Source organism: Streptomyces sp. NPDC045955 (assembly GCF_056430805.1).
Genome location: NZ_JBWKKY010000001.1, coordinates 642,763 through 662,163, shown reverse-complemented (window position 1 = coordinate 662,163; position 19,401 = coordinate 642,763). Strand labels below are relative to the sequence as shown.

At 70.2% G+C, this 19,401-nt stretch carries 19 protein-coding genes; 6 read left to right on the top strand and 13 right to left on the bottom strand.

The window, feature by feature from the left end; genetic code table 11:
* Positions 1-94: 94 nt before the first annotated feature.
* The 4 genes from pstS to AC07F0_RS03140 all read right to left on the bottom strand — a co-directional run bounded on the left by pstS (position 95) and on the right by AC07F0_RS03140 (position 5,410).
* Entirely contained in the window at positions 95-1,216 is a 1,122-nt protein-coding gene (gene pstS / locus AC07F0_RS03155) for a phosphate ABC transporter substrate-binding protein PstS (RefSeq protein WP_478973487.1), read from the bottom strand.
* Positions 1,217-1,456: 240 nt separating this feature from the next.
* A complete protein-coding gene (locus tag AC07F0_RS03150) occupies positions 1,457-1,912 on the bottom strand; it encodes an NUDIX hydrolase (protein WP_478973484.1) in 456 nt (151 codons plus the stop codon).
* Positions 1,909-3,198, bottom strand: a complete 1,290-nt coding sequence (locus AC07F0_RS03145; protein WP_478973481.1) for a CHAD domain-containing protein — start codon at positions 3,196-3,198, stop codon at positions 1,909-1,911. The genes AC07F0_RS03150 and AC07F0_RS03145 overlap by 4 nt, the downstream gene beginning before the upstream one ends.
* Positions 3,179-5,410, bottom strand: coding sequence for an RNA degradosome polyphosphate kinase (locus tag AC07F0_RS03140; RefSeq protein ID WP_167409693.1), 2,232 nt, complete (start codon positions 5,408-5,410; stop codon positions 3,179-3,181). The genes AC07F0_RS03145 and AC07F0_RS03140 overlap by 20 nt, the downstream gene beginning before the upstream one ends.
* A gap of 283 nt (positions 5,411-5,693) precedes the next feature.
* On the opposite strand from AC07F0_RS03140, the gene AC07F0_RS03135 reads away from it, so the two are divergent.
* Positions 5,694-6,140, top strand: coding sequence for an aminotransferase class I/II-fold pyridoxal phosphate-dependent enzyme (locus AC07F0_RS03135; RefSeq protein WP_478973584.1), 447 nt, complete (start codon positions 5,694-5,696; stop codon positions 6,138-6,140).
* Positions 6,141-6,358: 218 nt separating this feature from the next.
* The gene (locus tag AC07F0_RS03130; RefSeq protein WP_478973581.1) at positions 6,359-7,288 is read left to right on the top strand and encodes a LysR family transcriptional regulator; all 930 of its coding nucleotides are present in this window, start codon (positions 6,359-6,361) and stop codon (positions 7,286-7,288) included.
* A gap of 114 nt (positions 7,289-7,402) precedes the next feature.
* On the opposite strand, the gene AC07F0_RS03125 is transcribed toward AC07F0_RS03130, so the two are convergent.
* Together AC07F0_RS03125 and AC07F0_RS03120 are read right to left on the bottom strand one after the other, a co-directional pair.
* Positions 7,403-7,600, bottom strand: coding sequence for a DUF397 domain-containing protein (locus tag AC07F0_RS03125; RefSeq protein ID WP_478973479.1), 198 nt, complete (start codon positions 7,598-7,600; stop codon positions 7,403-7,405).
* Positions 7,597-8,430 (bottom strand): helix-turn-helix domain-containing protein, encoded by an 834-nt coding sequence (locus tag AC07F0_RS03120; protein WP_478973476.1) that lies wholly within the window; start codon positions 8,428-8,430, stop codon positions 7,597-7,599. The genes AC07F0_RS03125 and AC07F0_RS03120 overlap by 4 nt, the downstream gene beginning before the upstream one ends.
* Before the next feature lie 139 nt (positions 8,431-8,569).
* Here AC07F0_RS03120 and AC07F0_RS03115 point away from each other — a divergent pair, with 139 nt between their 5' ends.
* Together AC07F0_RS03115 and AC07F0_RS03110 are read left to right on the top strand one after the other, a co-directional pair.
* Positions 8,570-8,779: a hypothetical protein gene (locus AC07F0_RS03115; RefSeq protein WP_478973473.1), complete on the top strand. Its 210-nt coding sequence runs from the start codon at positions 8,570-8,572 to the stop codon at positions 8,777-8,779.
* The gene (locus AC07F0_RS03110; RefSeq protein ID WP_478973470.1) at positions 8,776-9,051 is read left to right on the top strand and encodes a hypothetical protein; all 276 of its coding nucleotides are present in this window, start codon (positions 8,776-8,778) and stop codon (positions 9,049-9,051) included. The genes AC07F0_RS03115 and AC07F0_RS03110 overlap by 4 nt, the downstream gene beginning before the upstream one ends.
* A 4-nt stretch (positions 9,052-9,055) precedes the next feature.
* Here AC07F0_RS03110 and AC07F0_RS03105 read toward each other — a convergent pair whose 3' ends face one another.
* Positions 9,056-9,454, bottom strand: coding sequence for a hypothetical protein (locus tag AC07F0_RS03105; protein ID WP_478973467.1), 399 nt, complete (start codon positions 9,452-9,454; stop codon positions 9,056-9,058).
* On the bottom strand, positions 9,451-9,738 hold the full coding sequence (locus AC07F0_RS03100) for a hypothetical protein (RefSeq protein WP_478973465.1): 288 nt from the start codon (positions 9,736-9,738) through the stop codon (positions 9,451-9,453). The genes AC07F0_RS03105 and AC07F0_RS03100 overlap by 4 nt, the downstream gene beginning before the upstream one ends.
* Positions 9,739-9,883: 145 nt before the next feature.
* Between AC07F0_RS03100 and AC07F0_RS03095 the strand changes: the two genes are divergently transcribed.
* Positions 9,884-11,944 (top strand): pectinesterase family protein, encoded by a 2,061-nt coding sequence (locus AC07F0_RS03095; RefSeq protein WP_478973463.1) that lies wholly within the window; start codon positions 9,884-9,886, stop codon positions 11,942-11,944.
* A gap of 57 nt (positions 11,945-12,001) precedes the next feature.
* Here the strand turns inward: AC07F0_RS03095 and AC07F0_RS03090 are convergent, their stop codons facing one another.
* From AC07F0_RS03090 to AC07F0_RS03070, 5 genes are all read right to left on the bottom strand, one after another.
* Positions 12,002-13,024, bottom strand: a complete 1,023-nt coding sequence (locus AC07F0_RS03090; protein ID WP_478973460.1) for a glycoside hydrolase family 5 protein — start codon at positions 13,022-13,024, stop codon at positions 12,002-12,004.
* Positions 13,025-13,188: 164 nt separating this feature from the next.
* Positions 13,189-14,424 carry an LmeA family phospholipid-binding protein gene (locus tag AC07F0_RS03085; protein WP_478973457.1) on the bottom strand — a complete coding sequence of 412 codons (1,236 nt, stop codon included), beginning with the start codon at positions 14,422-14,424 and terminating at the stop codon, positions 13,189-13,191.
* 162 nt (positions 14,425-14,586) lie between these two features.
* The gene (locus AC07F0_RS03080; protein WP_478973454.1) at positions 14,587-14,817 is read right to left on the bottom strand and encodes a hypothetical protein; all 231 of its coding nucleotides are present in this window, start codon (positions 14,815-14,817) and stop codon (positions 14,587-14,589) included.
* Between the two features lie 130 nt (positions 14,818-14,947).
* Positions 14,948-16,240 carry a KAP family P-loop NTPase fold protein gene (locus tag AC07F0_RS03075; RefSeq protein WP_478973451.1) on the bottom strand — a complete coding sequence of 431 codons (1,293 nt, stop codon included), beginning with the start codon at positions 16,238-16,240 and terminating at the stop codon, positions 14,948-14,950.
* Between the two features lie 250 nt (positions 16,241-16,490).
* Complete coding sequence (locus tag AC07F0_RS03070; protein WP_478973448.1) at positions 16,491-18,314, bottom strand: bifunctional metallophosphatase/5'-nucleotidase; 1,824 nt, start codon at positions 18,312-18,314, stop codon at positions 16,491-16,493.
* A 143-nt stretch (positions 18,315-18,457) separates the two neighbouring features.
* On the opposite strand from AC07F0_RS03070, the gene mshD reads away from it, so the two are divergent.
* On the top strand, positions 18,458-19,384 hold the full coding sequence (mshD, locus tag AC07F0_RS03065; protein WP_478973445.1) for a mycothiol synthase: 927 nt from the start codon (positions 18,458-18,460) through the stop codon (positions 19,382-19,384).
* The last annotated feature ends 17 nt before the right edge of the window (positions 19,385-19,401 follow it).

Here is a 19,401-nt window from a genome sequence, read left to right as displayed (position 1 = left end):
CGGTCTGCGGAACCGCACGTGCTGTGCGGCCCTTGGCGGCGGTGCACCGGACGGTGCGGTCCGGTCCCGCTCGGGAGACCGGACCGCACTCAGGTCAGCTCAGGCTCTCGACGGTCGTGCGAACCTTGGTGATGATCTCGTCGGGCATGGGCGCGTAGTCGTTCTCGGCGAGGATCTTCTGGCCGTCCTCCGAGGCCGCGTAGCGCAGGAACGCCTTGACCGCGGGCAGCGTCTCGGCCTTGTTGCCCTTGTCGCAGACGATCTCGTACGTCACCAGGACCATCGGGTAGGCGCCGTCGGCCTTGGTCCCGTAGTTCAGCTCCAGCGCGAGGTCCTTGCCGGTGCCGACCACCTTGGCCTCGGCGATCGCCTTGGTGGCGTTGTCGACGGTCGCCTCGACCGGCTCGGAGGCGCCGGTGTCGATGGCGACGGTCTTGATGCCGTCCTTGGCGTAGGACAGCTCGAAGTAGCCGATCGCGCCGGCGGTCTGCTTGACCTGCGCGGCGACACCGGAGGACTGCGGAGCCGACTGGCCGCCCTTGGCCTGCCAGGCCTTGCCGCCCTCGTAGGGGAAGTCCTTCTTGGCGGTGGCGATCAGGTACTTGGTGAAGTTGTCCGTGGTGCCGGACTCGTCCGAGCGGTGGAACGCCTGGATCTTGAGGTTGGGCAGCTTCGCGTCGGGGTTCAGCTTCGCGATCGCCGGGTCGTTCCACTTGGTGATCTTGCTGTCGAAGATCTTGGCGATCGTCGCGGAGTCCAGGACGAGCTTGTCGACGCCCGGGACGTTGTAGCCGACGGCGATCGGGCCGCCGACCATCGGCAGGTCGATGCCCTGGCCGCCGGAGCAGATCTTCTTCGAGGCCGCGACCTCGTCGGGCTTCAGTGCCGAGTCCGAACCGGCCCAGGGAACCTGGCCCTGCGTGAACGCGGTGACACCGGCACCGGAACCGCCGGCCTTGTAGTTGATCTCCACCTTGCAGGCCGCCGAGAACTGCTTGACCCACGCGTCGACCGCGTTCTTCTGCGCGGAGGAGCCGTCGGCCAGTACCTGGCCCGAGGCGTCGTCACACTTGATGTTGCTCGGCGCGGCGGCGTTGGAGGAGCCTCCGTCCGGGTTGCCGGTCTCGTCGGAGCCGCACGCCGTGAGGGCCAGGGCGCCGGAGACGGCGAGAGCACCGAGAGCGAGGGCCCGCCGGTTCATGCGCTGAAGCTTCACTTGAGTTCCTTCCAGGTGCCGCCGTCCTGAATCGGCGGCGTGCGAAGTCTGGGTGACGCTGGACGAGGCCGCGCACGGCAGGCACGGCTCGCATCTGGTAAGGCCGAAATTAGGCAGATCAGGTGAAGGCGCCGATGGCCGCGAATGAACTAGGGGTGAACCCCTGCCTAAGGTGTGGTTAGGTCACGGAATGCTTACGGGGAGAGCGCATGGGGGTTCCGCTCCCCGGACCGGAGGGGATCAGTCCGGTCTTCCGGCCGTTCCTGGCTGCTTCAGCATGGTGAGCAGCGCGTCGACCAAGGGGCGGTCGTGGGGCTGGGTGAGGCGGGCGCGGGCGGCGAAAGGTGTCAGCCACAGCACCCGGTCCACCTCGTCGGTCGGGGAGAACGCGCAGGACATCGCCTCGGCCGCCCAGTAGCGGACCTGCTTGGGGCGGCCGTTCGCCAGATAGCGCTGGGTGGGCAGCTCGGCCCCCGGCTCGGCCCGGCAGCCCGTCTCCTCGGCCACCTCGCGCAGGGCTCCGGCGAGCGGCTCCTCGCCGCTCTTCAGCTTGCCCTTCGGCCAGGACCAGTCGTCGTATTTCGGCCGGTGCACGAGGCAGAGCTCCAGCCCGCCGGTGACGGGGGAGTGGCGCCACAGGACGCAGCCGGCCGCCTGCACGGTGGTGTCCTGCGGGGAGCCGGAACTCGAACTCACCGGGTGCTCACCGCCTCCGCCTCCTTCTGCCAGGCCTGCTGGAACGCGAAGCGCGCCGCCTCCACCTCGTGCCGCTGGTCGGCGTGGAGGACGCCGAGGGCGTAGGCCGTGGCCGGGGCGATCCGGGGCGTACGGGCCGCCTGGGCCGCCGCTGCCGCCGCCTCCGAGGCGTCGCGGTGGCGGTTCAGGGCCTGGCCGGCGGAGAGCAGGCGCAGGTCGACGATGGCGTTGCCCTTGGGGCCGCTGACGGCTTCGCGGGCGTAGCGGTGCAGGCGCAGGAGCAGGCGGACCTGGTGCCAGGGGGCGTCCTGCGGGTGCGGGACCGTGTCCGGGGACAGGCCGTGGATGAGTGCGGCGGCGTTGTACGGGTGGCCCGCGGTGACCAGGGGGAGGGCGGTTACGGCGTCGGTGAGGCGGTCCTTCGCGGCGGTGGCCAGGGGACGGAGGTCCGCGCTGGCCGCGGCCGGGGTGAGGGGGACCTCGCTGGCCAGGACGGCGACCTTGTCCGCGATGGCGTGGAAGCGGCTGGAGCCGAGGGCTTGCAGGGCGGTGGAGTGGGCCCGGGTGCGGGCGAGGTTCAGCTGGCGGTCGAGCAGGGCGCCTGCTTTCGCTGCTCCGACTGTCAGGTTGCTGCGTTCTTGTGCTGGGGGCGGGGGGTTGCGCAGCCCGGCGTCGCGGGGTGCCGCTGCGCCCACCCGTGCCGCCCCAGCGGCACGACTGCCCGCAGCTACGTCGGCACGGCTGCCCGCAGCTACGTCGGCACGGCTGCCCGCAGCTACGTCGGCACGGCTGCCCACAGCTACGTCGGCACGACTGCCCGCAGCTACGTCGGCACGGCTGCCCGCGGCTGCGTCCGCGCGCGCGCCCGCGGCTAGGTCGCCCCGCGCGCCCGCGGCTGCGTCCGCATGCGTGCCCGCAGCTCGGTCGGAACCTGACAAGCGGTGCAAAGCGCTCAGCAGGCGTTCCAGCCGTGCCGTGTACGCGTGTTCCATGGCCAGGGTGCCCGAGACCCAGGCCAGTTCCGGGCGCATGCCCTCGCACCAGTCCGTGTCGAGGAGGGGCTGGAACGTGTGCAGGCTGGCGCTGATGCGGCGGGCCGAGCGGCGCAGCGCGCGGGCCGCCTCGACGGACCCCGCCGAGCCGTTCGCCCCGGAACCGGTCTCCCGGTGCAGGCGCAGCGCGCGGAGGAACTCCGTGGCCTGGGCCCGCAGGTAACCCGCGAGGGTGTCCCCGGTGGGGGCGGGCCCGGCCAGGGGGTCCGTCGGGTCAAGGTGTCGCTGTGCCACGCCGGCGCCTCCGGGCGTCTATGAGCATCTCCTGGACGTTGCGCAGGGGCTGGCCGTCCGCGTCGGTCGCATGCCGGGTCCAGTCGCCGTCCGGGCCGAGGTGCCAGGAGGCGGTGGCGTCGGACATGCCGGTCTCCAGCAGCCGGTTCAGGGCCGCCCGGTGGGCCGGGTCGGTGACCCGGACCAGGGCCTCTATCCGGCGGTCGAGGTTGCGGTGCATCATGTCGGCGCTGCCGAACCAGATCTCGGGCTCGCCGCCGTTGCCGAAGGCGAAGACACGGGAGTGCTCCAGAAAGCGGCCGAGGATGGAGCGGACCCGGATGTTCTCCGACAGGCCCGCCACGCCCGGGCGCAGCGCGCAGATGCCGCGCACCCACACGTCCACCGGCACGCCCGCCTGGGCCGCGCGGTAGCAGGCGTCGATGACGGCCTCGTCGACCATCGAGTTGACCTTGATACGGACGTACGCGGGCCGTCCGGCGCGGTGGTGCTGGATCTCCTTGGTGATCCGCGAGACCAGGCCGTCGCGCAGCGACTTGGGAGCGACGAGGAGGCGGCGGTAGGTCTCGCGGCGGGAGTAGCCGGAGAGGCGGTTGAAGAGGTCCGAGAGGTCCGCGCCGACCTGCGGGTCGGCCGTGAGCAGGCCGAGGTCCTCGTAGAGGCGGGCCGTCTTCGGGTGGTAGTTGCCGGTGCCGACGTGGCTGTAGCGGCGGAGCGTCTCGCCCTCCTGGCGGACCACCAGGGACAGCTTGCAGTGGGTCTTCAGGCCGACCAGGCCGTAGACCACGTGGCAGCCGGCCTCCTCCAGCTTGCGGGCCCACTTGATGTTGGCGTGCTCGTCGAAGCGGGCCTTGATCTCGACCAGGACCAGGACCTGCTTGCCGGTCTCGGCGGCCTCGATGAGGGCGTCGACTATGGGGGAGTCGCCCGAGGTCCGGTACAGGGTCTGCTTGATCGCCAGGACGTCCGGGTCGCCGGCGGCCTGCTCCAGGAAGGCCTGGACGGAGGTGGAGAACGAGTCGTACGGGTGGTGCAGCAGGACGTCCCGCTCGCGCAGGGCGGCGAAGATGTCCGGCGCGGAGGCCGACTCGACCTCGGCGAGGTCGCGGTGGGTGCCGGCGACGAACTTGCGGTACTTCAGCTCGGGCCGGTCCAGGGAGGCGATCCGGAACAGGCCCGTGAGGTCCAGGGGGCCCGGCAGCGGGTACACCTCGGCCTCGCTGATCTTCAGCTCGCGCACCAGCAGGTCCAGGACCTCGCGGTCGATGGACTCCTCGACCTCCAGGCGCACCGGCGGCCCGAAGCGGCGCCGCATGAGCTCCTTCTCCAGCGCCTGGAGCAGGTTCTCGGCGTCGTCCTCCTCGACCTCCAGGTCCTCGTTCCTGGTGAGGCGGAAGGCGTGGTGCTCCAGCACCTCCATGCCCGGGAACAGCTCCTCCAGGTGGGCGGCGATGACGTCCTCGATGGGGACGTAGCGGCCCGGGGAGCTCTCCAGGAAGCGGGACAGCAGCGGCGGCACCTTGACGCGGGCGAAGTGCTTGTGGCCCGTGACCGGGTTCCGCACGACCACGGCCAGATTCAGGGAAAGGCCGGAGATGTACGGGAAGGGGTGCGCCGGGTCGACCGCCAGAGGGGTCAGCACGGGGAAGATCTGGTGCCGGAACAGGGTGAACAGGCGGGCCTGCTCCTTCTCCTGGAGCTCGCTCCAGCGGACCAGGTGGATGCCCTCCTCCGCGAGTGCGGGGGCTACGTCCTCGTGGTAGCAGGCGGCGTGCCGGGCCATGAGCTCGCGGGAGCGGGCCCAGATCATCTCCAGCACCTCGCGCGGCTGGAGACCGGAGGCGGAGCGGGTGGCCACGCCGGTGGCGATACGGCGCTTCAGGCCGGCCACCCGGACCATGAAGAACTCGTCCAGGTTGCTGGCGAAGATCGCGAGGAAGTTGGCCCGCTCCAGCAGGGGCGTGTTCGGGTCCTCGGCGAGTTCGAGAACCCGCTCGTTGAACGCCAGCCAGCTGCGCTCCCGGTCGAGGAAACGCCCCTGTGGCAGCTGGACGCCGTCGACCTGCGACTCCTCGTACGCGTCGAGGTCGGCGTCGATGTCGGGTTCGAGGTCGGAGACGGCCGCCGCGATGGTGTGCGGGCGGTGGGCTGCGATGGAGCCCACGGAGGGCTGCGCGTGCTGGACCTGTGCCTGGGTGTTCGGCTGGCTCATGGCCCCATTCTTCCGCGCCGCGAGCATCACGGGCGCGTCGGAAAGCGCGGGCGGGATCGGGGGCGTCACATGAGTGGTCCCGTTCCCCGCAGGCCCCTCTGGGGGCGGTGAAGGCTCTGGCACAGCGGGAGTCATTGGCCGAGCCTCGCAAGCTCGTCTGAATCGATGGTTACGGAGACATGACGTGTGGGATAGCGCGGGGCGGCTCACGGGGGTCTCGGAGAGGGCGGCCGGGCCATGTGCGGACCCCGTCTGCCGGACCCTGCCCCTGGGCGTGGTCGGCATGCCGATGTCCCTGCGGCGCGGAACGGCGCTGCTGCGGTGGGCGCGGCGGCACGGCGCGGCAGTGATCGAGGACGACTACGACAGCGAATTCCGCTTCGGCGGGCGGCCGGACGAGACACTGCACGGTCTGGACCGGGACGGACACGTCATCTATGTGGGGTCGTTCTCCAAGGTGATGCTGCCCTCCCTGCGCGTCGGCTTCCTGGTGGCGCCCGCCCCGCTGCGCACGGCACTGCGCACCGCCAAGTACAGCGCCGACTGGCACACAGCGGTCCCCACCCAGGCGGCGCTCGCCCGCTTCGTCGACGACGGGTTGCTCGCCCGGCACATCCGCCGGATGCAGCACACGTACGCGACCCCAGGCACCAAGCCGTCGCCCGCGCGCTCACCGACCACTTCGCGGACCTGTCCGAGCTGGTGCCGTCCGCCGCGGGCCTGCACGTGACCACGTTCACCCGGGGTCGCCTCGCCGACCCCGACGCCCTCGCGGACCGCGCCCGCCGGGCCCTGGCGTCCGGCGTGGCGGTCCACACCCTGGCGGAGATCGCCGCGAACCGCTCCGCCCGCCCGGGCCTCGTCTTCGGGCTACGGCTCGATCAGCGCCCCGGACATCGAGCCGGGCCTGCGCCGCGTCCTCGGTCCCTGAGATGGAAGGGTGTCGCCGTGGACCTCAAAGCCGTACGCGCCTTCGTCGCGATCGCCGACGCCGGGCAGTTCCAGAAGGCAGCCGTCGACCTGTCGCTCACCCAGCAGGCGGTCTCCAAGCGGATCGCCGCGCTGGAGAAGGACCTGGGGGTGCGGCTGCTGGTGCGTACGCCGCGGGGAGCGGAACTCACCATCGACGGGCGGGTGCTCCTGCCGCACGCCCGGGCCCTGCTCCAGGCGGAGGAGCGGGCGGTGGCGGCCGTGCGCCCCGGGCGGGCGCTGCGGGTGGACGTCGTGGGGCGCCGGGTCGCCACGGCCGGACTGGTACGGGACTTCCACCGGGCGCACCCGGAGATCGCCCTGGACGTCGTCACGCTGTTCGACGCGGACACGGCGGTGGCCGCCGTGCGGGACGGGGCTGTCGACGCGACGTTCCGTGCGGTCATCATGCCCGGGCGCCGGCTCCCCGACGGCATCGAGGCCGTCCCCGTCCTGGACGAGCCGCTGCGTCTCTGTGTCGGCCCCGACCACGAGTTCGCCCGAGCCGCCTCGGTGACACCCGCGCAACTGGCCGGGCAGAGGATCTGGATGCCGGGCAACGCGCCCGGCACGGAGTGGTCGGCCTACTACGACGAACTCGCCGAGACCTTCGGCCCGGCCATCGACACGATCGGCCCCAACTTCGGCGTCGAGGCCCTCCTCGACACCATCGCCGACTCCTCGACCGTGGCGACCTTCCTCAGCGAACGCACCCCGCTGGTCTGGCCGGCCGACCACGACCTGCGCCTCGTCCCGGTGCGCGACCCGACCCCCGTGTACCCGCACTCCCTCCTCTGGCGCACGGACAATCCACATCCCGGCCTGGCGGCCCTGCGCGACCACCTGCTGGCAACGCGCACCCGGCTGAACGAGGGGGAGGTCTGGAAACCGTCGTGGGCCCGGAAATGACACTCACCGCTCGCCGCTGAGCCCTCCCGGCGTGCATGCGAGGCGCGAGTGCGCCCGCCCCACGCCGATCAGCGAAGCAACGGGGCGAAGACCGGAAGCGGGCGGCCCCGACAGTTACTTCGCGACGTACGTGAGGAACGACGCCCAGGGGCTCGCGCCGAACACGAGTATCGGGCCGTCGGGCTGCTTGCTGTCGCGGACGGGGACGATGTCGGGGTGGCCGTCGGCGACCTCCAGGCAGTTGGTCTGACCCCCGTCGCTGTAGGACGACTTGCGCCACACGGCGGTGCTGAGGTCGAGGGTTCGGTTCATGATCTGCACTCCTCCAAGAGACGCTTGATGAACGCTGTCGACTCCTCAGGAGTCAGCGCCGCGTCCCTGACGAGATCGTAGGACCAACGGAAGGACAAGACCTTGTCTGGGTCGTCGATCAACTCGCCGAAGCTGTTGCCTTCCACGTAGGCAACGGGGTCACCGACTCGTTGCCACAACAGCGTGAGGTGGCTGTTCATGAGATCGTGCACGCCTGCTGCGTAGGGCAGTACCTGAAGTGCGACCGACGGCAACTCGGCCGCGTCCAGCAGGCGCGACAGTTGGTCGGCCCACACCTTGGCATCGGGCACGGGCCGTCGAAGTGCCCCCTCGTCCAGGATCACGCGAATGCTAGGTGCCGGTTCGCGGTACAGCAGTTCCTGCCGTCCCATGCGCAAGGCCACCTGTTCCTCGATCTCCTCGCTGTTGCCTGCCGTTGTCTGGGCTCTGGACAACCCTGACAACACCGTGCGGGCATAGTCCTCGGTCTGCAACAGCCCCGGCACCGCCAGCTGGAACATCCACATGACGCGAGCCGTCGCCTCAAGCTCCATGAACGCCTTGTACTTGTCCTTGATGACCTCCTTGCGGGCGTCCCGCCACAGGCGAACCAGCAGGTCACCGGAGTCGTAGTAGCTGTCCAGGTCCTCCATGACCGTCCGCTTGGACAGGCGCTCCCCCTTCTCCAAGCGGTAGAGGTAGCTCTTGTCGTACGCCGTCTCCGCCGACAACTGCGCGAGCGTCTTGCCTGCCTTTTCCCGCAGGAACCGCAGCGTCCGCCCGAGCTCGGCACGCCTCGACTCTCGCTCACCGTCAACGAATTCGCCCATGTCACCCCTCGCCGTTGCCTGGCGCTCAGACAACGCCAGCCCTCTTCCAGAGCGTACGCGCGACCAGTGACGATGAAGCCACGAACGGTAATCATCGCTCGTCAAACCCCTGTCGCCTGCCCTGAGAAGGGACACTTCCGTGCGCCTGCGTATCGCTGAACTCTGCGAGTCGGCCCTGCTCCTCCTCGTGCGAACCCTGCTGCCCGCCCGAGGGCGTCACCGAGCCACGTCGGCCCCACCCCCGCCGACACCCAATGCCCTCCCGCTCCTCCTCGTCGCGGAGGAGCCCCTGGTCATGGACACCCCCCTCGTACGGCCGTACCTCGACAGCGTGGAGGTGTTCGCATGAGGCTGCTCCCCTGGACCGGCGCCGACGGCAAACCCTGCTACCTCAGCACCGACGACCCGGACAGCCTCCTCTCGCGGCTCGCCGACGACATCGAGGCCGCTCAGCTCGCCTCCGCCGAACAGGTACTGGCCGGCGCCGAGGCCGTGCTCCGCGACACCAAGGCCGGTGAACGCGCCGTGCGTTTCGCGTTGGTCAGGGCCTTGGAGTCGCTGGGAGACGTGCTGCGTGTCGCGGTCAGCCGGGGCGAGCGCATCCCCGGGCAGGACGCGTGACAGGTCAGCGGAAGCCGAGCATCCCGGGGGAGTCGATGTCGACGGTGAGGATGCCGGGAGGGTAGCCGCTCTCGTTGCCTGTCAGGATGATCGACATACCGCCGGTCTCCATGTGCGGTGTCGCGACGAAGAGGGCGTGGCAGAGGTCGGGGCCGCCCCAGCCGTCCCTGAACATCGCCCCGACCGTCGCTGCACCGGTCTGGTTCAGCGGGTCGACCATGACACCCGGCAGAGCGAGGACGTCACCAGCGACGCCCTTCTCCATGGACTCGGCGTACATCAGGCACAGCGCCGGGATGTGCAGCCAGTCCCCCGGCGTGTGGGCGACGTTGTCGGCGAGGAGGTGGAGTGCACGGTGTCCCCGCACCAGGGCGACCACAGCGCTGGTGTCGAGGATGATCACGCGGCCTTGCCTCGCAGGTTGTGCATCTTCTCGGCGGCCATTGCGTAGATGTTGGCCAAGACGTCCGGTCCCTCGGCGAACTCCTCGTCCGTCAGCGTGCAGCCCATCCGCTCGCGAAGCACCTTTCTGGTGGTGGAGACACGTTCGGCGATCTGGGCCGCTGTGAGCTGCTCCGAAGCCAACTGCTCCACAAGCTGCCCCAGGGTCACCCCCCGCTCCTTGGCCACCTGCGCGAGATGGTCCCGGGCCTGGCGGGACACCTGGATGGTCGTGTTGTCTGCCATGGGAACACTGTAGCCACACCACAGCAGGGTGCATCCCGGCCTCCGCCCCCTTTCACGCGATCGTGTTCGGACCCGGCAACCTTTCCTCCCTCCGCGGCAACCCACCCCCGGACCATCCCCCCCCCGCACGGAACGGATTCGCCGCATGAGTGAGCTGCGCAGCAAGCCCCGGCACCGCAGAAGCCGCACGGCCCTGGTGGTCGGTGTCCCCCTGGCCCTGACCGCCGCCGGCACCCTCGCGTACGGCACCGACCTCGGCGTCCTCGGGTCCACCGCCCAGGAGGCCTCCGCCGCCGCCCCGTCCTGGGCCACCGACACCGCCGACGGGTTCGCCTCCGTCAACTCCCTCGGCCAGAAGGGGACCTACGGCGGCCGGGACGGCAAGACCGTCACCGTGAAGACGCAGGCCGACCTGGAGAAGTACGCCACGGCCGCCGAGCCGTACGTCATCGTCGTCGCCGGCACGATCAACATGAACCCGGTCGGCAAAGAGATCAAGGTGCAGTCCGACAAGACCATCGTCGGGTCCGGTACCTCGGGGCACATCGTCGGCGGTGGGTTCTTCCTCGGGTCCGGGGTCCACAACGTGATCATCCGGAACCTGACCATCCGGGACTCGTACCAGGGCATCTGGAACGACAAGGATCACGACTTCGACGCGATCCAGATGGACGGCGCGCATCACGTCTGGATCGATCACAACGATCTGCGGCACATGGCCGACGGGCTCATCGACGTGCGCAAGGACAGCACGAACGTCACCGTCTCCTGGAACAAGCTCAGCGACAACAACAAGACCTTCGGCATCGGCTGGACGGAGAACGTCAAGACGGACATCACGATCCACCACAACTGGATCCGCGAGACCGAGCAGCGCAACCCGTCCACCGACAACGCCGCCCACGCGCACCTCTACAACAACTTCCTGGAGGACGCCCCGGGCACGGACATCACGTCGTCGTACGGCAACTACTCGCGCGGCGCGACGAAGATGGTCCTGGAGAACTCCCTGTTCCAGGGCATCAGGAACCCCGTCATCAAGGACAGCGGCGCCGCCGTCGTCCAGCGCGGGAACTCCTTCTCCGGCACCAGCGGACGCAGCGAGAGCGGCGGGACCGCCTTCGACCCGAAGGCCTACTACCCGTACTCCCTCGACAAGGCCGCCGACCTGCCGTCGATCCTCAAGTCCGGCGCGGGGCCCCGCGCTTCCGTCGGCAAGACCGCCGCCGCCTCCACCAAGGCCGCCAAGGCCACCACGCTCACCGTGGCCAAGGACGGCAGCGGGCAGTACACGACCGTGCAGGCCGCCGTGAACGCCGTACCGGCGAACAACCCCTCCCGGGTCGTGATCGCCGTGAAGCCGGGGACGTACCGGGAACTCGTCAAGGTGCCGTCCAACAAGCCGCACGTCACCATCCAGGGCACCGGCGGCAGCCGCAAGGACACGACGATCGTCTACAACAACGCCTCCGGTACGCCCAAGCCCGGCGGCGGCACGTACGGCACGGGCGGCAGCGCCACCGTCGCCGTCGAGGCCGACGACTTCCAGGCGCGCAACCTGACCATCTCCAACGACTTCGACGAGAAGGCCAACCAGAACCTGAGCGGGCACCAGGCCGTCGCGCTGCGGACCGCCGCCGACAAGGTGTTCCTGGACGGGATCATCGTCAGCGGCGACCAGGACACGCTGCTCCTCGACACCGCCGCCAAGGACCGGCTGGGCCGGGTCTACGTCAGCAACTCCTACGTCATCGGCAACGTCGACTTCATCTTCGGGCGGGCCACGGCCGTCGTCGACAAGTCCGTCATCACGCTGAAGAAGCGCTGGGACGGCACCTCGGCCGGCTACGTCACCGCCCCGAGCACCGCCGCGAACCGCAAGGGCATCCTGATCGCCAACTCGACCGTGAGCGGCGACGTGTCGGCCGGCAGCTTCTACCTCGGCCGGCCCTGGCACGCGGGCGGTGACGCCTCGCTCGACCCGCAGACCACGGTCCGCAACACCAGCCTGAGTGCCGCGATCAAGTCCACGCCGTGGACCGACATGAGCGGCTTCTCGTGGAAGGACGACCGGTTCGCCGAGTACAAGAACACCGGCGCGGGGGCGGGTTCGGCGAACTCCAACCGGCCGCACCTGACCGACGCGCAGGCCGCGAACCAGGAGGTCGCGGACTGGCTCGCGGGCTGGACGCCCTCGGCGTCCTGAAAGCTCCCTTCCGGGTCCGGCTGACGAGCGGCGCCGGACCCGGAAGGGCCATCATGCTTACTGGTTCCAGGCGTAGTGCAGCCGGTCCAGGCCGCTGGAGTTGTTCACCGTCAGGCTGAGGTTCGTGCCCGTGCCCTGGAGCGTGGTGAGGGAGTAGGTGTCACCGTTGCGCAGGCCGGGCCAGTACACCGAGCCCAGGCCCAGTTCACGGATGGTGTCGGTCGCGGCCTGGATGTACGCGACCTCGTTGGAGCCGTTGACCGGGCCGTTGTAGTCCAGGCCGGTCGTCATCGACGCGCCGAACTCGTCGAGGATCGTGCGCGAGGCGCAGTCGCCGATGCGTGTCTTGAAGTCCTGCTTCCACTGGTCGACGCTGGTCCAGTCGGTGTGCCAGAAACCGTAGTTGTGCAGGGCGATCCGGGTGCCCTTGAGACGCGGGTCGGCGCAGACCGGCTTGACGTCCTCGCTGTACTTGTACCCGCCGATCACCATCCGGTCGCGGGGCACGTTGCCGTGGGAGGCCACCCACTTCGCGGCGATGTCTGTCCACTCCTGGGCGGTGTAGCCGAACGGCTCGTTCATCGGCTCGAAGTACACCTTGGAGTTGCGGCCGTAGGCGGAGGTGATCCGCGCCCACATCTGGTCCCAGGAAGCCTGGTTGTCGATCTTGCCGTCCTTGGCGTTGTCGGCCTCCCAGTAGCCCAGGATGACCTTGAAGCCCTTGGCGGTGGCGGCGTCGATCGCGCCCCGGTACGACTTCCAGAACGGGCCGTTCACGGAGGAGGGATTGACGGGCAGGCGGACGGTGTTGGCGCCCAGCTTGGAGAACCCGCCGATGATCGCCTTGGACTTGGCGTAGGTGGTGGCGTAGCTGTCCGAGGTGGACAGGCCTGAGGGCACGACCGCGTCATGGGCGTAGTTGTCGCGCGGGTCGGCCCAGTTGACGCCCTTGAAGTCGCTGACGGGCGGCGGGGCGGTGGGCGAGGCGGCTGCGGGGGAGGCGAGGACCCCGCCGAATGCCGTGGCGCAGGCGAGCAGCGCCCCCAGACTGGCTGTCCCCCGGTGAGTCTTTCGTGACACGACGTCCCCTTCTGAGCAGTTGCGTCCGCGGAACTCGCGTACAGATCGGCGGCTCGTTGGCTCCCGCAAACTAGAAGAGGACTCGAACAGAGGTCAACACATCTGCACACCAAATTTCATCAAGAGTGCAGACTGGGGGCGCTCCTGGCTGCGGACCTGCCGGGCTACGAACCCACGTTCAGCCCCGAGCCCGACACCCGCACCCGGATGCCGTCCTCCTCCACCCGCACGTCGTCCAGCCGTACGTCCCCCTGCTCCGGCTTCGGCAGTTCGAACGCCAGCGCCAGCCGGTCGGCCAGGACCGGGCGGGTCAGGCCGGACAGCTCGTCGAGGAGACTGGGGTCGAGACCGATGCGGCGGAGCACCTCGGGGTTGTCCAGGGCCAGGTCGATGAGGTTGAGGCGCTCGGCCTGGCGGGCGAACTTCGGTGAGCCGGTCAGCTCGGTGAGCTTGCCGTCGTCGGCCAGGGCGTCGCGCACGGTCGCCTCGGGGACGCCCATCCGCTGCACGATGGCCGGGACCGAGAGCAGCGCCTTGGCCTTGCGGGTCTCCCGGGAGAGGTCGGCGGCCCCCTTGGGCGTCAGGTGCAGGCCCTCGGAGGCGCGGGTGCCGGGCCGGTAGGTGGCAAGGTTGCCGATGTCGAGCCGCATGCCGCCGATCTCCGTGGCGATGCCCCGCTCGCCCTGCCGCTGGATCCGCGCCTCGGCGCGCAGCCGCAGGTCATGTCCGGCGACGGGCAGGGTGCCATCGGCCCGGACGCGGTCGCGGCCCTCGCCGGTGAACGTCACCTGGGAGGCGCCGAGTTCGCGGTTGAGGTCCGCGAAGGACAGCAGGACGTCCCCGTCGAAGCGGGGGACGTGGGCGCCGCGCACCGACGTGAGGCCGTCGGCGTCCAGCCGGACGTCGTGCGCCGTGGCCGACACCTTCGCCAGCGAGACCCGGTCGGCGGCGACGTCCGGGACGGTCACCGTCACCGACTCCAGGCGCTTGTCGGCGAGTTGGGTGAGGAAGGGGAACCCGCCGATCTCCACCTCGGGCGCCGCCGCGAGGTCGAGTCGGTCCTTGAGCGTGTCGGCGGCCCGGTGCTCGGCGTACAGCACGGCCCAGCGGTCGCCGAGGGCGACGAAGGCGGCGAGCACGACCAGGGCGACCACCGCCTTCACCGCGAGCGGCAGCCCGGCGAAACGATTCCGCCGACGCCGGCCGCCACGGCGGTGGTCGGGCGGCGACCACTCCGGTTCCGCCTCGTCCCGCTGCTCGGCCTCCTCGCCGAGGAACTCCTCCAGAGGGGTCTCCTCCAGCGGGCCGTCGTCGAGTGCGGCGAGCTCGTCGTAGGGGTTGCGGGGCTGGTCGGAGCGGTCGTCGGGGTGTTGCGTGTCCATGCGGTGGGGGGTGCGCATCGTCTCATCCGACCATGCGCACCGCCCCTGGCCGCAACCTGAACCCTCGCTATGCGACCGATGTCACGGATGCCGGCGCTTCGGAGACGAAGCGCTCCACCTCCTGGGCGCGGTCGTCCATCTGCGCGGTGATCCGCTCCGCAACGTGCGTGACGACGCTGGTCACTTCGGCCGGATCCAGTTCCGCGTTCTGCAGCGTCGTGCGGATGAGCCGACGGGCGCCCGCAGGACCTGCGCGAACTGCACGGCCTCCGGGGCGACCAGCCCCTGCGGCTCGGGCCGCGTCTTGAAGTTGACGCTGAAGTGCAGCGCGTTTTCGGCCAGCACGGCCGCCTCGCCGATGACGTATCGGTGGCCGCCCTGCTCCAGGGGGACACGCCCCAGGGCTGTCACGATCGCGGTGCCCTCGGTCCCCCTGGTGTAGATCTCCGCCTTGTCGCGCCCGTGCGTCGGCAGTCAGCACAGGGAGCTCTCCCCGTCGCCGAGGTCCAGGCCGACGGCGTACCGGACCTCGGATTCGCTGTCAGCCGGCATGGGCGTCGCCCTCGCCGGTGAGCGCTCCGCCGGTGACGGTGAGCACCTCGGTCAGTTGTTTGAGCACGCTGGCCGTCGGAGGAGGCGGGAAGGAGAATCCCGTACGCCGGGACGACACGGCGGCGATCAGCCGCCGCACCCCCGGATTCCGCGCGGCTAGCTCCCCGTCCCGGCCGCCGAGCTCCGACTTCGTGAACTCCGCGTCGTCGAACCGTGCCCAGACCCCGGGATCGTTCTGCAGGGCGGAGAAGAAGTCCGGGAACTTGATCTGCAGGGCGAGCAGGACGCCCGCGTGCAGCAGGCGGTCGCTGCCGGGCCGGCCGTCGTGCTGCCGGAGTGTCAGGACGGTGTGGTTCAGGCCGTTGATGAAGCGACGCACCCGCCGCGGGTTGGCTGCGAACGCGACCTCGATGAGCTCCCAGAGCTCCCGCGAGGCACCCATCGCGGGATCCGTGACCTCGCTGCCGAGCTGCTGGTACAACAACTCGAACGGGATGCCCGGCAGATGGAACGGGAAGTGGATCAGCTTCTCCAGGTACTGCCGCCCGCGCGCGCCGTCCGTGCCCTCCCGGTCGAACCGCTTGGCGGCGGCCTCCGCGACGACCTGGTAGTCCATGGCGAGCACGAAGACGCAGGAGCCCTCTCCCAGGAAGAGCTTCAGGGAGTCGAGCACGGTGATCGCCGCTTCCTCGTGGCAGCGGTCCAGGTCGTCGACGAACAGGACGAGCCGGCCGCCGTCGGCGTGGATGTCGACGACCTCGCGGAAGTCCTGCTCGAAGCGGTTGACGTGCAGATACGTCTCCGCCCCCGGTGCGGTGAGGGCGCTCTGGACGGCGTCGACGTCCTCGGGGGCCAGGAACCCCGCCGTCAGCGGGCCGGCCGCCCTGCGGGCGAGCAGCCAGGCCGCCGCCTGACTGAGCCGCTTGACCGTGCCCAGCGCCGCGGACAGCCGCTCCTGCCGTGTCTCCTCACCGGCCTCCCGCCGCCTGTCGAGGTCGACGGCTATCTCGGTGAGGACGGTCTGGATGAGGGCGTGCCAGATCTCGTCCTTCTGGTCGTACTTCCAGGGGTTGAACCAGACGGTCCGCACGCCGCGTTCCTTCAGCAGGCCCTCGCAGACCTTCATGAAGCTCGACTTGCCCATCCCCCAGGGGCCGAAGACGCCGATGGTCAGCGGCAGCCCCTCGGCGGTCGCGATCGCGTCGCAGAGCACCTTGGCATGGGTACCGAACCCGAACCGGTCTCCGTCCGGCCCCGAGATCGGGTTGTCGGGCAGCAGCATGGTTCCCCCTCACGGACCGCCGCGTCTCTCGGCCACGGTGACCGATTGCTGACGGCGGGTCACTCATCGTGCCGCAACGGGTCTGGCCTGGGCGGGGATTCGACCGAAATACCAGGACGTTTCAGGGACGGGGTCGCCTGCGCACACCGGAGGGGAGAGGGGCCCGGCGATCGCCGTAACGCGCCCGGAACCGACGACGGGGCCGGTGACGTGCACCGGCCCCGCGCCAAGCCCGCGGGGGGCTCTCGGTCTACTGGACGACCGTGATGCGGTCCGCCTTCGGCGGGGCCAGCGGGTTCGCGGCCGAGGAGTGGGCCGTGAGGTACTGCTCCAGCGCGGTCAGGTCGTCGGCGCCGACGACGTCGTTCGTGCCCTGGCCGAGCGTGGGGAAGCCGTCGCCGCCGCCCGCGAGGAAGCTGTTCGTCGCGACGCGGTAGGTGGCCGCCGGGTCGATGGCCTTGCCGTCCAGCTTGACCGAGTCGGTGACGACCCGGTCGGCGCCGGACTTGGTGAGGTCCAGCGTGTACGTGAGGCCGGACGACACCTGGAGGACCTTGGGCGCCGCCGCGTTCGGGCCGGTCACCTGCTCCTTCAGCACCTGGATCAGCTGGGCACCGGTGAAGTCCTGGAGGTTCACGGTGTTGGCGAACGGCTGGACCGTGAAGCCCTCGGCGTACGTCACCACACCGTCGCCCTCACCGGCCTTGGCCGCGTACGTCAGCGGTGCCCGGATGCCGCCGGGGTTCATCAGCGCCAGGTCGGTCTCCGGGTCGAGCTGCTTGCCGTGGGCGAGCTGGGCGTCGGCGATGAGGTCGCCGAGCGGGGACTCGGTGCCGGTGTTGCCGATGTCGCCGGAGATGTGGCCGATCGCCCGGTTGCCGATCGGGGCCGCCAGGGTGTTCCACTTGCTGATCAGCTCGGTCATGTCGGGCGCCTTGGGGACGTCCCGGGTGACCACGTGGTTCGCGGACTTCACCGCCGTACGGGCGATGTCGCCGGTCTTCCGGTCGTACGTCAGCGTGGTGTCGGTGTAGAGGCGGCCGAAGGACGCGGCCGAGGTGACCATGCGCGGCTTGCCCGCCGGGTCGTCGATCGTGCACACGTACGCGTTGTGCGTGTGGCCGGTGACCAGCGCGTCCACCTGAGGCGTGATGTTCCTGGCGATGTCGACGATCGGGCCGGAGACGCCGTCGCCCGCGCCCGGGGCGTCGCAGTCGTAGTTGTACGACGTCGACGCCGGGAAGCCGCCCTCGTGGATGAGGGCGACGATCGACTTCACGCCCTGCTTCTGGAGCACCTTGGCGTACTTGTTGATCGTCTCGACCTCGTCCTTGAAGGACAGGCCCTTGACGCCCTCGGCGGAGACGATGTCCGGAGTGCCCTCCAGGGTCACGCCGATGAAGCCGACCTTGACGCCGTTCTTCTTCCACACCCAGTAGGGCTTGAGGATCGGCTTCTTCGTCTTCTCGTCGAGGACGTTGGCGGCCAGGTAGGGGAAGTCGGCGCCCGTGAACTCCTGGTTCCCGTAGCAGCCGTCCTTCGGGTGGCAGCCGCCGTTCTGGAGGCGTGCCAGTTCCTTGGCGCCCTCGTCGAACTCGTGGTTGCCGACGGACGTGACGTCGAGGTCGAGCTTGTTCAGCGCCTCGATGGTCGGCTCGTCGTGGAAGAGGCCGGAGATGAGCGGGGAGGCGCCGACCATGTCGCCGCCGGCCGCGGTGATGGAGTACTTCTCGCCCTGGCGGGCCTGGCGCAGATGGGTGGCGAGGTACTCGACACCGCCCGCGTCGATGGTCTTCGTCGTGCCGTCGGCCTGGCGTTCGGTGACCCGGCCGGAGGAGCCGGCGGGCGGTTCCAGGTTGCCGTGCAGGTCGTTGAAGGACAGCAACTGGACGTCCTGGTAGCGGCCCGGCCAGTGGCCGCCCCCGCCGTGGTTCTCTCCGGCCGACGCCGACCCGGGCACCGTCGCCGCGGCCAGCGCGCCGACGGTGGCGACACCGGCGGCGAGAGCGACAAGACGGTTCGTACGACGTCTGCGGCGCTCCTGGTGCGCCGGTGCCGGTGAAGTGGCTGGCATACGCCCCCCTGTGGGTCTGCTGGGACAGTGATGTCGTCCGGCGCAGCCTAGAGTCAACGCGCGTAGCGCGACAGAGCTTTCGTGGTTACATCCTGGTTGCTCTTGCCGCCGTTTTACCGGCAGTCCCCCGTACCCTCGTACGCATGACCAGCGACGACACCGCACGGCCCGGACGCACCCGCTCGATCGACACATATGCCGCGCTCTCCGCGGAGCAGACCGAGGCCGTCCTCGGACTGCTCGACGAGGCCGCCCGCACCGACGGGCAGCAGGCGGTCTCCGAACAGGGCCGGTTGCAGCTGCGCGGCGGCGAACGCGCGGGCGTGGCCCATCTGCTGCTCACCGTCGACGGCGAACTCGTCGGGTACGCCCAGCTGGAGGACACCGACCCGGTGGAGCCGCCGGCCGCCGAGCTGGTCGTGCACCCCGGGCACCGGGGCCAGGGGCACGGGCGGGCGCTGGGCTCCGCGCTGCTGGCCGCGTCCGGCAAGCGGCTGCGGGTCTGGGCGCACGGCGGCCACTCCGCCGCCCGGCACCTCGCGCAGGTCCTCGGCCTGACCCTGTTCCGCGAACTGCGCCAGATGCGGCGTCCGTTGGCCGGCTTCGACGCGCCCGAGCCGGTCCTCCCCGAGGGCGTCACCGTCCGCACCTTCGTCCCCGGCCGGGACGACGCGGCCTGGCTCGCCGTCAACGCCGCCGCCTTCGCCCACCACCCCGAGCAGGGCTCCCTCACGCAGCGGGACCTCGACGACCGCAAGGCCGAGCCGTGGTTCGATCCGGCGGGGTTCTTCCTCGCCTTCCGCGGCGACGAACTCATCGGCTTCCACTGGACCAAGGTCCACGCCGAGGAGGGCCTGGGCGAGGTGTACGTCCTCGGCGTCGCCCCCGGCGCCCAGGGCGGCGGCCTCGGCAAGTCCCTGACGACGATCGGCCTGCGGCACCTGGCGGACCGGGGGCTGCCGACCGCGATGCTGTACGTCGACGCCGACAACACGGCGGCGGTGTCGGTCTACGAGCGGCTCGGGTTCGTCACGCACGAGGTGGATCTGATGTACCGGACGGAGACGTGACGGTGCCGGCCCCGGCC